9 protein-coding genes are annotated in these 12,697 nt (G+C 66.8%); 2 read left to right on the top strand and 7 right to left on the bottom strand.

Annotation, left to right across the window (positions count from 1 at the left end; all coding sequences use genetic code 11):
- Positions 1-454 precede the first annotated feature (454 nt).
- From ACGVWT_RS01530 to ACGVWT_RS01520, 3 genes are all read right to left on the bottom strand, one after another.
- Positions 455-3,136 (bottom strand): valine--tRNA ligase, encoded by a 2,682-nt coding sequence (locus tag ACGVWT_RS01530; RefSeq protein ID WP_315461340.1) that lies wholly within the window; start codon positions 3,134-3,136, stop codon positions 455-457.
- Between the two features lie 47 nt (positions 3,137-3,183).
- Positions 3,184-5,235 (bottom strand): S9 family peptidase, encoded by a 2,052-nt coding sequence (locus ACGVWT_RS01525; protein ID WP_315461341.1) that lies wholly within the window; start codon positions 5,233-5,235, stop codon positions 3,184-3,186.
- Positions 5,236-5,349: 114 nt separating this feature from the next.
- Entirely contained in the window at positions 5,350-7,194 is a 1,845-nt protein-coding gene (locus ACGVWT_RS01520) for a methyl-accepting chemotaxis protein (protein WP_315461342.1), read from the bottom strand.
- A gap of 380 nt (positions 7,195-7,574) precedes the next feature.
- On the opposite strand from ACGVWT_RS01520, the gene ACGVWT_RS01515 reads away from it, so the two are divergent.
- On the top strand, positions 7,575-8,597 hold the full coding sequence (locus ACGVWT_RS01515; RefSeq protein ID WP_315461343.1) for a carbohydrate porin: 1,023 nt from the start codon (positions 7,575-7,577) through the stop codon (positions 8,595-8,597).
- Between the two features lie 102 nt (positions 8,598-8,699).
- Here ACGVWT_RS01515 and tsf read toward each other — a convergent pair whose 3' ends face one another.
- Positions 8,700-9,635 (bottom strand): translation elongation factor Ts, encoded by a 936-nt coding sequence (gene tsf / locus ACGVWT_RS01510; RefSeq protein ID WP_116461295.1) that lies wholly within the window; start codon positions 9,633-9,635, stop codon positions 8,700-8,702.
- 87 nt (positions 9,636-9,722) lie between these two features.
- Positions 9,723-10,535, bottom strand: a complete 813-nt coding sequence (gene rpsB / locus ACGVWT_RS01505; RefSeq protein WP_315461344.1) for a 30S ribosomal protein S2 — start codon at positions 10,533-10,535, stop codon at positions 9,723-9,725.
- Positions 10,536-10,869: 334 nt separating this feature from the next.
- On the opposite strand from rpsB, the gene ACGVWT_RS01500 reads away from it, so the two are divergent.
- Positions 10,870-11,106 carry a hypothetical protein gene (locus tag ACGVWT_RS01500; RefSeq protein ID WP_315461345.1) on the top strand — a complete coding sequence of 79 codons (237 nt, stop codon included), beginning with the start codon at positions 10,870-10,872 and terminating at the stop codon, positions 11,104-11,106.
- Here ACGVWT_RS01500 and ACGVWT_RS01495 read toward each other — a convergent pair.
- Together ACGVWT_RS01495 and ACGVWT_RS01490 are read right to left on the bottom strand one after the other, a co-directional pair.
- Complete coding sequence (locus tag ACGVWT_RS01495; RefSeq protein WP_315461346.1) at positions 11,045-11,890, bottom strand: phosphatidylcholine/phosphatidylserine synthase; 846 nt, start codon at positions 11,888-11,890, stop codon at positions 11,045-11,047. The two genes, ACGVWT_RS01500 and ACGVWT_RS01495, sit on opposite strands and share 62 nt — an antisense overlap.
- On the bottom strand, positions 11,890-12,621 hold the full coding sequence (locus tag ACGVWT_RS01490; RefSeq protein WP_116461298.1) for a phosphatidylserine decarboxylase: 732 nt from the start codon (positions 12,619-12,621) through the stop codon (positions 11,890-11,892). The genes ACGVWT_RS01495 and ACGVWT_RS01490 overlap by 1 nt, the downstream gene beginning before the upstream one ends.
- Between the last annotated feature and the right edge of the window lie 76 nt (positions 12,622-12,697).

Raw genomic sequence — 12,697 nt, 5'->3', positions numbered from 1 at the left:
TCCAGACTGGCAGGCCTCTCGGTTCGATCGAGACGGTCGTGGTTATGGATTCCCGCCTTTGCGGGAATGACGGCGTGATGTGAGGCGAGGCCAAGCCCAGAGCTGCCTGCGGCGCGTGGCTGGTCAGACGCCCAGAGCGCGTGGTTTCGGGCGGATAGATGGACCCCGGATCAAGTCCGGGGTGACGGAGTGGGTGGGGGACTGTGTGCCCTACCCTTAGCGATGTGGCCGATCGGTCGGTGAGTTTTCCGTTGCGGTTTGGCAGGTCGATCGCCGCTCCGGTGCGCTGTTCCACTTCGCGGAACGCGAGACGGGCGCGGCAAACCACCCGTCACCCCGGACTTGTTCCGGGGTCCACTCCGCGGCGAGGGGGACGGGGAGAGCCTCTACCCTCTCCCCGCGGCCCGGTGGACCCCGGAACAAGTCCGGGGTGACGGGGTGGTGGGACCGTTCCTTACCCCAACCGCGCCAGTGCGGCCGAGAGGCGTTCCGCTTCTGCTGCCTTTTCGGCGTGGTCGGCGCGGGCCTTTTCCACCGCTTCGGGCTTGGCGCGTTCGACGAAGCTGGCGTTGCCGAGGCGGCCGGCGAGGGCGTCGCGCTCCTTTTCCGCAGCGGCGATGCCCTTCGTCAGGCGGGCGCGTTCGGCGTCGAGGTCGATGACGCCCTCGACCGGCAGCATGAAGGTAGTGCCATCGACCACGATCTGGAGCACGCTGCCCGCGGCGGGTGCGTCGAAGCTGATATTCTCGATCCGGGCGAGGCGGCCGAGCGTCGCGGCGTTGCGTTCCAACCGGTTACCCAAGACGGCATCGGCGTCGGCGGTGTGCAGTACCAGCTTCGCACCCGGCGGCACGTTGAGTTCGGTGCGCGCGGTGCGGATTTCGCCGACGAGGCGGATCAGCCACGCGACCTCCGCCTCCGCCGCCGGGTCGAGGCTGCGGGCGTCGGTCAGCGGCCATTGTGCCACGATCAGGTCGTGATCGCGCGGGTTGGCGTGCCACAGCTCTTCGGTGATGAAGGGCATGAACGGGTGGAGCAGGATCAGGATCTGGTCGAGCACCCAGGCGGCGACCGCCTTGGATTCCGGATCGATCTCGCCACGGACGCCGTCAACGACCTGCGGCTTGATGAGTTCGAGATACCAGTCGCAGAAGCGGCTCCAGACGAACTGATAGATGGCGTTCGCCGCCGCGTCGAAGCGCAGGTCGGCGAGCGCGAGGTCGATCGCCTGCACGGTCTGGATCGTTTCGCCGATGATCCAGGCGTTGACGGGCAGCGTCGCCGCCGGTGCCTCGATCGTCGCGCTCGCGCCGATACCGTTCGCCTGGCAGAAGCGCGCGGCGTTCCACAGCTTGGTCGCAAAGTTGCGATAGCCCTCGACCCGCTTCTCATCCATCTTGATGTCGCGGCCCTGGCTTTCCATCGCCGCCATGAAGAAGCGCAGCGCGTCGGCGCCGTAGGTGTCGATCAGGCCGAGCGGATCGACGGTATTGCCCTTCGACTTCGACATTTTGGCGCCGTCCGCCGCACGGACGAGGCCGTGGAGGTACAGCGTCTTGAAGGGCACGTCCTTCAGGAAGTGCATGCCCTGCATCATCATCCGCGCATCCCAGAAGAACAGGATGTCGAAGCCGGAAATCAGCACGTCATTGGGGTAGCGGCCGCCGAGCGTGGGGTCGGTGTTGTCGGGCCAGCCGAGCGTCGCAAACGGCCAGAGCGCGGAGGAGAACCACGTGTCGAGGACGTCGGGGTCGCGGGTGAGCGCCACGCCCTCGCCCGCTTCGGCCTGCGCCTCGGCCTCCGTTTCCGCGACGAACACGCGGCCGTCGTCGGCGAACCACGCCGGGATCTGGTGGCCCCACCACAGCTGGCGCGACACGCACCACGGCTGGATGTTCTCCATCCAGTTGAAGAAGGTCTTCTCCCAGGTCTTGGGGACGATCTTGATCGCCTCGCTGCGCACCGCCTCGATTGCCGGCTGCGCGAGCGTCTTGGCGTCGACATACCATTGGTCGGTCAGCCAGGGTTCGATGACCACGCCGGAGCGGTCGCCGAACGGCGTCTGGATCGTACGCGGTTCGGCGTCATGCTCGGCGCCGTCCTTGTCGAGATGTGGGATGAGGACGCCATCGTCCTTCAGGCGGGCAACGATCGCCTTGCGCGCGTCAGCGGTCGACAGGCCGAGCAGGTCGGCGGGGATCAGGCCGTCCGCGGTCTGCACGATCTGCGCCTTGGCATCGAGCATGTTGAGCATGTCGCGCGCCTCGATCCCGGCGCGGCGGCCGACCTCGAAGTCGTTGAAGTCGTGGCCCGGCGTGATCTTCACCGCGCCGGAGCCCAGTTCGGGATCGGCGTGTTCGTCGGCGACGATCGGGATCAGGCGGCCGGTGATCGGCAGGCGGACCTGCTTGCCGACCAGCGCGGTATAGCGCGCGTCGTCGGGATGCACCGCGACCGCCATATCGGCGAGCATCGTTTCCGGCCGCGTCGTCGCGACCTCGATGAAGCCAGATCCGTCCGCGAGCGGGTAGCGCAGGCGCCAGAAGCTGCCTTTGATCTCGCGCGTCTCGACCTCAAGGTCGCTGATCGCGGTGCCGAGGCCCGGGTCCCAATTGACGAGGCGCTTGTCGCGGTAGAGCAGGCCTTGGCGGTGCAACTCGACGAAGACCTTGAGGACGGCCTTCGAAAAGCCTTCGTCCATCGTGAAGCGTTCGTTGGCCCAGTCCATCGAACAGCCCAGGCGGCGGAGCTGCTGGGTGATCTGGCCACCGCTCTCCGCCTTCCACTCCCACACCTTGGCGATGAAGTCGTCGCGGCTGAGGTCGGTGCGCTTCTGGCCGGCGGCGTTCATCTGGCGCTCGACGACCATCTGCGTCGCGATGCCGGCATGGTCGGTGCCGACGACCCACAAGGCATCCTTGCCCTTCAGGCGCGCATGCCGCGTCAGGATATCCTGCAGCGTGTTATCGAGCGCGTGGCCGATGTGCAGGCTGCCGGTGACGTTGGGCGGCGGGTTGACGATCGTCCACGGCTCGGCGTTCGGTCGGTCGGGCCGGAACAGGCCGTTCGCCTCCCAATGCGCATACCAGCGCTGTTCGATGGCGGCGGGGTCGAAGGTCTTGGGAAGGTCTGTCATGATGGGGAGGCCTTATCCAAGCCTCCCCGGTTCGTACAGATGGGGCGTCAGCGCGGCGTCTTGCCGGTCCACTTGTCCATCCAGCCGAGCACCTCGCGATACCATTGGCGGGAATTGGCGGGCTTCAGCACCCAGTGGTTCTCGTTCGGGTTGACGAGCAGGCGCGAGGGGATGCCGCGGCGCTGGAGCGCGGTGAAGGCGGCGAGGCCCTGCGTATAGGGAATGCGGAAGTCCTTTTCGCCGGTGATGACCAGCTGCGGCGTCTTCCACTGCGCGACATAGTTGACGGGGTTCCACTTCTCGAACGCGGCCGGATCCTGGAAATAGGTCTTACCGCCGTGTTCCCATTCGTCGAACCACAGTTCGTCGGTCTCATACGCCATGGCGCGCGCGTCGAAGACGCCGTCGTGCTGGACGATGCACTTGAAGCGATCGGGCCAATTGCCCTCGATCCAGTTCATCATATAGCCGCCGTAGGAGGCGCCGAGCGCGCAGGCGTTGGTCCCGTCGAGCCAGCCGAACTTGGTGGTCGCCGCGGCCAGCCCCGCCTTCAGATCGTCGAGCGGCCAGCCGCCCCAATTGTTGCTGATCGAATCGGTGAAGGCCTGGCCGTAGCCGGTGCTGCCATGGAAATCGACCGCAACGAGGCCATAGCCTGCGCCGGCGAAGACCGCGGGATTCCAGCGGTAGGACCAGCTGTTGTCGCTCGATCCCTGCGGGCCGCCGTGGACCATGAAGGCGACGGGCACCTTGCCGGTGCTGCCGTACGGCTTCACCGCATAGCCCCAGACGGTGTCGTTGTTCGCACCGGTGAAGCTGAAACGGCTGACGGTCGGCATGTCGATGCCGGCGAGCTTGGTGGCGTTGACTGCGGTGAGGCGGGCGGGCTTGCCCTTGCCGGTTGCGGCGACGGCGTAGAAATCGTCGGGCGCGGTCAGGCTGTTGATCGCGACCACCGCGCCCTTGGGCGTCGGAACGACCGCGGAGACATGGCCCTGCTGCGTCAGGCGTGTGACCTTGCCGGTCGCGGGATCGACGCTGAACAGCGGGTTTTCCTGCGTATCCTGCGCCGTCACGTAGATGCGCTTCGAATCGGGCGACCAGGCGATCGAACCGACCGACCGATCCCAGCCCTCGGTCAGCGCCCGCACCTGGCCGGTGGCGAGATCGCGGAGCATCAGCACCTGGCGATCGGCTTCGAAGCCGGGCCGCTTCATCGCGAACCAGGCGAGGCTGCGACCGTCGGGCGAGACGGTGGGCAGATTGTCGGTCGCCTGATTGGCCGCAGTGAGGTTCACCGGCGCGGCCGATCCGTCGGCGGGCGCGGACCAGATGTCGAGGTTGGTCGACAGCGGTTCAGTGGTGCCGGCGATGCGCAGCGCGAAATAGACGGTCTTGCCGTCGGCGCTCCACGACACCTCTTCACCGCCGCCGAAGGGCCGTGAGGGGGCATCGCCGTCGAGGCCGTGTTCGATCGCGACGCCGTCACCCGGCGCGCCCGCGGCGGTCAGGGGCAGGACGAAGAGCTGCGACTGCGTGCCGTCCGCCCATGTATCCCAATGGCGCACGAACATCTTGTCGTAGACGCGGCCTTCGCCGGCCAGCGGGTCCTTCTTCACCATGGCGGGGGCGAGGCTGGGCGCGTTGGGCTTGCGATCGGCCCAGACGAGGATGCGGTCGCCGGTCGGTGCGACCTTGAAGCCGCCGAAGCCGCCCTGGAAGCTGGTGAGCTTGCGCGGCGTGCCTCCGGTAACCGGCACCGCCCAGATGGCGTCCTCGCCACCCTTGTTCGACTGGAAGTAGACGGTCGATCCGACGATCTGCGGTGCGTTTTCGTTGACCTCCGCCTCGGCGACCAGGGGTTCGGGCTTGGCGCCCTTGCGCGTCAGGTCGAGGCGCCAGAGGTCGTAGCGGCCGCGATTGGCGGCGAGATCGGTTTCGCGCTGGGCCCAGACCAGCCACTTGCCGTCCGCCGACGCGGTCGGCGCGCCGACCCGGCTGAGCGTGGTGACGTCATCGATGGTGAGCTGGCGGGCGGCGGCGGGCGCGGCGATGGCAGCGGCGGTGGCGAGCAGGCTCGCGGCAAAGAGGGTCTTCATGCGCGCGAGGTTAAGCAGATCGGCCGTGCCGGGGCAACGGCGGCCCGATGGCGGCAGGGGCGGGCCGATGGCGGCAGGGGCGGCGTGTCGACGTGCCGCCCCTGCCCGCGTCGGTCAGAATTCCGACCAGTCGTCCGACGCTTCGACGACGGCGAGATTGCCCGTCGCGCGCCGCTTGCCGGCCGCGGCGATCTGGCGCCCCGCCACGGCCGCCCGTTCCTGCAACTGGGCGACGGGGGACGCCATGGACGCGCTGCCGCTGCCGGTGCGGAAGCGGGTGATCTGGCGCGCCATCGCCTCCGCTTCGGCGGCAAGACTGCGCGCGGCGGCGGTCGCTTCCTCGACCATCGCGGCATTCTGCTGTGTCACGCCGTCCATCTCGCTGACCGCCGTGTTGACCTGCTGCAGGCCGGTCGCCTGCTGTTCGGCCGAGCGCGCGATGTCGGCGACCAGGCCGTCGATCTCGGCGATCCGGTCGATGATCCGCTGCAACGCCTGGCCGGTTTCGCCGACCAGCCGCACGCCCTCGTCCACCTGTTGCGACGAGGCGGTGATCCGCGTCTTGACGTCCTTGGCCGCCTCTGCCGACCGCTGCGCCAGCGCCCGCACTTCCGATGCGACGACGGCGAAGCCCTTGCCGGCATCGCCTGCGCGCGCCGCCTCGACACCGGCGTTCAGCGCCAGCAGGTTGGTCTGGAAGGCGATGCCGTCGATGACGCTGATGATTTCGGAGATTTCGCCCGACGTGCGCTCGATCCCGCCCATCGCCTCCACGGCGTTGCGCACGACGGCGCCCGAATGCTGCGCTTCGTCGCGGGCGCTGCGCACCGCGGCATTGGCGCTGCCGGCGCGTTCCGCGGTGGAGCGGACGGTGCTGGTGATCTCGTCCATCGCCGCGGCGGTTTCCTCGAGACTCGCCGCCTGCTGTTCGGTGCGCTGCGACAGATCGTCGGAGGCCTGACGGATGTCGCCGGCCCCGCTGTTGATGCTCGACGCCGATTCGGACATGGCGGCGAGCGTCGTTTGCAGGGCGGATACGGCGGCGTTGAAATCGTCCTTGATGCGCGCGAACGGGCCGGTGAGATCGGCATCGACGCGTGAGACCAGGTCACCCTCCGCCAGACGCGACAGCGCCTGACCGAAGCTGTCGACGATCAACGTCGTCTGCGCCGCCTTGGCCTGTTCCGCGGCGACCAGCTGATCGCGCAGCGCCGTCGTCGCGCCGGCAAGCTGCCCCAGCTCGTCGCCGCGACCGGTGGCGGGCACAGCCACCGCCAGATCGCCGGACGTCATCCGGTTCAGAACACTGACCAGCTGGAGAAGCGGGGCGACGACATAGCGCCGGCACAGCACGCCGATCGTGCCGACGAGGGCCAGCAGCGCGAGGGCCGTGGCGATCATCGACAGGGATGCGAAGCTGGCGATCCGGTCCGCGTCCGCGTCCACCGCGGTCAGATGGGCTTCCAACCGATCCGACACCGTTTCCATGCCCGATTCCAGGTCGTGGAAGGTGCGCAGGAACGCCGGAAGCATCGTCGACGCGCGATCCTGATCGACGGCGGCCGTCGCCGCGACGGCGCGGGCACTGGCGATATAGGCATCGACCTGCGGCTGGATCTGCGTCGCCGCGGCAACGACTTCCGGCGCAGCGGTATAGGCGCGATCGGCCGCCAGCGCCTTGCGCAGCGTTGCCACATCCTGCTCCAATGCCTTGCGATTGTCCGTGAGGCTGAGATCGCCGACGCGGATCGCGCGCAGGATCGACAGGACGTCGCCACGGACCGCGTCGTGCATCATGTCGGCGGTCATGTGATTGCGCAGCAGGCGGGAGGCAGCGCTGACGCGATCGCGCGCAGCGGATTGCTGACCGTTGGCCCACAGGCTCACCCCGGCCGAAGCCAGGACGAGAGCGATGATCGCGGCAATCGCCGCCATCATCATCGTGTTGATTGATCGCACCCCTGAAATCTCCCGTTCCGCGTAATGTTCCTGTCATTATGTCGAAAACGGATAAAGTTGGGTTAACCGCGCTGACGGGCTTCTCCGGCGGGCGCCTACCGAAATGCTGATGGGCCGTCACCAAGTCAAATTAAGTCCATATTGACCAATAAGAGAAACGCCATCGCCAGCACTGCTCCCGTAAACAGTCATAACAGGGAGTAGACATGGACAGGATCTTTGCCATTTGCCGCGCGACGCGGTTGGGCGCCGGTATCATCGCGATGAGCGTCGGGTGTATCGACCCGGCGATTGCCTAGAAGGCGTCGAGCGCATGGAGCCTGTCGGCCGAATACACAGCCGATCTTGCCGGCGTGGCATCGGGCGGCGTCGAGCGCGGCGTGCGTTATCTCGACAATATCGACGTGATCGCCGAGGCCGATCTCGACGCGCTGATCGGATGGCATGGCGGCAAGGCGCATGGCGCGCTGCTCAACAATATGGGTGGCAAGCCCAACGATCTCGCCGGATCGATCCAGGGCATCAATAACATCGAAGTGTCGCAGGGGCGCTTCAAGCTGTACGAAGCCTGGGTGGAACAGGCGCTGGCCCCGGGCTGGTCGCTGCGTGCCGGCCTGTATGACGTCAACAGCGAATTCTACCAGAACGATGCCGCGGGATTGCTGATCTCGCCGATGTTCGGCGTCGGATCGGAACTGGCGGCGACGGGGGTCAACGGCCCGGCGATCTTCCCCTCGACGGCGCTCGCCGCCCGGCTGCGGGTCGAAAGCGGCAAGACCTATGGCGCGCTCGCCGTGGTCAATGCGCGCGCCGGCACGATCGGCGACGAGAACGGCATCGACTTCACCGGCCGCGACGGCGCGCTGGTGATCGGCGAAGCGGGCTGGACGGGCAATGGCCGCGTCGCGATCGGCGCATGGACCTATACGCGCACGCAGCCGACGATCATCCCGCCGGAAATCTCGCAAGGACCCGGCTTCCACGCATCGCGCGGCGTCTATCTGATCGCCGAGCGCCTGCTCGCGGGCAAGGCCGACGCGCCCCGCCAGCTTGAAGGATTTCTGCGGCTGGGGCTGTCCGAGGGAAAGACGACGCCGTTTCGCGGTGGGTGGCAAAGCGGCCTGCTGCTGAAACAGCCCTTCGCATCGCGGCCCGACAGCGCCTTTTCGATCGGGGCGGGCAGCGGCGTGCTGTCGAACAGCTATCGCAGCGCCAATCCACCGGAACTGCCCCCGCTGGGCCGGGCGGAAACGATCATCGAGGCGACCTATACCGATACGTTGGTCAAGGGCGTCTCGCTGCAGCCCGACATCCAATATGTCATCAATCCGGCGGCAGACCGGACGATCGGCAATGCGCTGGTGCTGGGATTGCGGCTGACCCTGGGGTGGTCGGCACACTGAACGCCTGGGCACGGCACACGAAAAAAAGGGGGCATCGCGTACGTCACGCGATGCCCCCTTTTTGTAACGCTCGCCGCCCCGAAAGACGGGCGACAGGCTGGATCAGCCCTTCTGCGCGACGCCCGAAGCTGCGGCGACTTCGGCGGCGAAATCGCTTTCTTCCTTCTCGATGCCTTCACCGAGCTGGAAGCGGACATAATCGACCAGCTTGATCTCGGCGCCGGCGTCCTTGCCCGCCTTGGCGACGACGTCGCTGATCTTGGTCTTGCCGTCCATCACGAACAGCTGGCTGACCAGCGCGTGCTCCTTGCGGAACTTGGCGATCGAGCCTTCGACCATCTTGGCGATGATGTCGGCCGGCTTGCCCGATTCGGCCGCCTTTTCGGTCGCGATCGCGCGTTCACGCTCGATCTCGCCCTCGTCGAGATCGTTCTCGTTCAGCGCCTTCGGGAAAGCGGCGGCGATGTGCATCGCCAGCTGCTTGCCGAGCGCCTGCAGCGCCTCTTCATTGGCGTCCGATTCGAGCGCGACGAGCACGCCGATCTTGCCGAGGCCCGGCGAGGCCTGATTGTGGACGTAGCTGACGACGGCACCCTTCGACACTTCGAGGCGCTTGGCGCGGCGCAGCGACTGGTTTTCGCCGATCGTCGCGATGTTGTTGGTCAGCACTTCCTCGACCGACTTGCCCGAGGGCATCGACTCGCCCTTCAGCGCGTCGACGTCGCCGCCGGTCGCCAGCGCGATCTGCGCGACTTCGCGGACGAACTGCTGGAACTGGTCGTTCTTCGCGACGAAGTCGGTTTCCGAGTTCACTTCGACCGCCGCACCCTTGGTGCCGCTGGTCGCGACGGCGACGAGGCCCTCGGCCGCGGTGCGGCTCGACTTCTTCTGCGCGGCGGCGAGGCCCTTGGTGCGCAGCCAGTCCAGCGCGGCGTCCATGTCGCCGGCGGTCTCGTTCAGCGCCTTCTTGCAGTCCATCATGCCCGCGCCGCTCTTTTCGCGCAGGTCCTTGACCATCGCTGCGGTGATATCAGCCATGTGCATATCCTCTATAGTCTGAATGTGTTTGCGGGCGGGGTAGAGCGCACGCCCTGCCCCGCCCGCATGAAAGCATCGTGACGGTGCTTACGCGTCGATCTGACGCTCAGCCTCCGCTGCCGCGCCGGCTTCCGGGGCGGCCGGTTCGACAGTCAGGGCTTCCTCGACGGGAGCGACGTCCTGCGCACCGAGGTCAACGCCGCGGCGCGACTGCTGCTCCTGGTTACCGCGTGTCGCGGCGATCGCCACGGCTTCGCAATACAGGCGGATCGCGCGGCTCGCGTCGTCGTTCGCAGGAACCGGGAAGGCGATGCCGTCAGGCGAGACGTTCGAATCGAGGATCGCGACGACGGGGATGCCGAGCGTGTTGGCTTCCTTGATCGCCAGCTCTTCCTTGTTCGCGTCGATCACGAACATCACTTCGGGGATGCCGCCCATGTCGCGGATGCCGCCGAGCGACAGTTCGAGCTTGTCGCGCTCACGGGTGAGCTGCAGCACTTCCTTCTTGGTCAGGCCATGCGTGTCTCCCGACAGCTGCTCTTCGAGCGCCTTCAGACGCTTGATCGAGTTGCTGATCGTCTTCCAGTTGGTGAGCATGCCGCCCAGCCAGCGGTGGTTGACGAAATGCTGGCCCGAACGGCGCGCCGCATCGGCGACGGCGTCCTGCGCCTGGCGCTTCGTGCCGACGAACAGCACCTTGCCGCCGCTGGCGACCGACGACGAGATGAACTCGAGCGCGCGGGCGAAGAGGGGAACGGTCTGCGACAGGTCGAGGATGTGGACGCCGTTACGGTCGCCAAAGATGTAGGGCTTCATCTTCGGGTTCCAGCGGTGGGTCTGGTGGCCGAAGTGCGCGCCGGTCTCGATCAGCTGCTGCATGGTGACGACGGGTGCCGCCATAGGATAATTCCTTCCGGTTAAAGCCTCTGGGAAGCGGATGACGGCGGCCTTGCGGCCACGCGCACCGGGCTATGATGCTTCCCATGCGGGGTTGAGGAGCGCGCCCTTAGCGAAAGCCGCACGCAGGTGCAAGCTGGAACATCCGCTTGACACAAGGAACGTAGATGGAACATACAGGGTTCATACGGTGACCCAGGCCCAAAGCGCCCCTTAATGGAGATCAATAAGGGGCCGAAATGGGCGAAAATCAAATGCTTATGGGAACTCACCGATAAAACATGGGTTTAGCGAGTTATCCACAGGGTGCTCGCAACCCTGCGAGGGAGTTGGTTCGATGGTTGCAGTGCTGTCCGGTCTGGTGTTCGTAGGCGCGTTTCTGGCGGCGGCCGGGGTGATGATCGCCACCGTCGCTCCGCAATGGCGTCGCATCGCCCGCCTCGCCTCCGGCCATGTCGAACCGGCGTTCACCCCGCTGTCGCAGCTCGCCCATGCCGAGCGCCGCATCGCCGTCAGGCGCTGGGCGTCGGCTCCGGTGCCCGCGGCCGTTCGCCGGCTGCGCGCAGCCGCCTGACCCGGGCGTAGCTGGCGATACTGAACGGGATCGTCAGCAGGTAGCCGAGGCAGATCACGCTAAGCGTGTGCCACGGCGCCGATACCAGCGCGGCACCCAGGAAGACCACCGCCGCGATCGCCTCGAACCGCACGGTGCGGCGAAGGCGTAGCGAGGTCCACGAGAAGGTCGCGACGCTCGACACCATCAACAGGGCGACGAAGGCCACCCAGAGGGCGACGAGCCAGGGTGACGTGAAGATCGGCTCGTCGGTCCAGAACCAGAAATACATCGGCAGCATGGCGAGGCCTGCCCCGGCGGGGGCAGGAACACCGGTGAGGAACCCGGCAGATTTGTGCGGTTGATCGGTTTCATCGATCTTCGCGTTGAAGCGGGCGAGGCGCAATGCGCAGAACACCGCCAGCACCAACGCACTGATCCAGCCGATGCGGGGCAGCGCGGCAAGCGACCAGAGATAGAGGATCAGCGCCGGCGCCACACCGAAGGAAATGGCATCGGACAGCGAATCGAGCTCGGCGCCGAAGCGGCTTTCGCCGTGAAGCATGCGCGCGATGCGGCCATCGAGACCGTCGAGCACCCCGGCGATCATGATCATCGCGACCGCGCTTTGCCATTCGCCACCGATTGCGAAGCGAACGCCGCTGAGGCCCGAACACAGCGCAAGGGCGGTAACCGCATTGGGCGCCACGGCACGCAGCGGCAGGCCCCGCGGGCGGCGAGGCAGGCGACGGCCGGCGAACCGACCTTGCGATAGCGGGGGGCCCTGCTCCGACGAATCGTCCATTATTGGGCGATGCCGGTGACGGGCACGCCGCCGACGCGGCCGATGACGGTCTCACCGGCGATCGAACGCTGGCCGAGCGTCACCTGCGGGATGATGTCGTCGGGCAGGAAGACGTCGACGCGGCTGCCGAACCGGATCAGGCCGATACGCTGGCCGGTCGCGACCATGTCGCCCGGCTTGACGAAGGGCACGATGCGGCGCGCGACGAGACCCGCGATCTGGGTGAAGCCGATGCGGCGACCGTCGCGGCCTTCGACGACGATATGCTGGCGTTCGTTCTCGTCCGATGCCTTGTCGAGATCGGCGTTGAGGAACTTGCCGCTGATATAGACGACCTGGCGGATCGTGCCGGCGATCGGCGTACGGTTGATGTGGACGTCGAACACCGACATGAAGATCGACACGCGCGTGAGCGGCGTATCGCCAAGGTCGCCGACCAGCTCGCGCGGCACCGGCACCTTCTGGATCATGGTGACGAGGCCATCGGCGGGCGCGATGATCAGCCCCTCGCCCGTCGGCGTCGTGCGCACGGGGTCGCGGAAGAAGGTGAGCACCCAGACCACGACCGCGAGCAGCGGCCAGAACAGCACCTTGGTGAGCACTGTGCCGAGCAACGTGATGCCCAAGGCGATGGCGGCGTATTTGTGCCCTTCGGGGTGAACCGAGGGAAAGCGCCACTTGACGGTCGTCGTCGGCAGCGGCGTGTGGGGAGGCTTTTCAAGCGATGACATAACGCGCAGGTGTAACCGTGACGTTCCTGCAACACAACGCTCTCGGGCCGGAAGGGTGCGCCGGTGGTTGATCCGC

Origin of the sequence: Sphingomonas sp. S6, from assembly GCF_043498045.1 — a bacterium.
In the GTDB taxonomy this organism is placed as follows: domain Bacteria; phylum Pseudomonadota; class Alphaproteobacteria; order Sphingomonadales; family Sphingomonadaceae; genus Sphingomonas.
The sequence above is the reverse complement of the archived record's forward strand: the minus strand, read 5'-3'. Positions and strand labels throughout refer to the sequence as shown.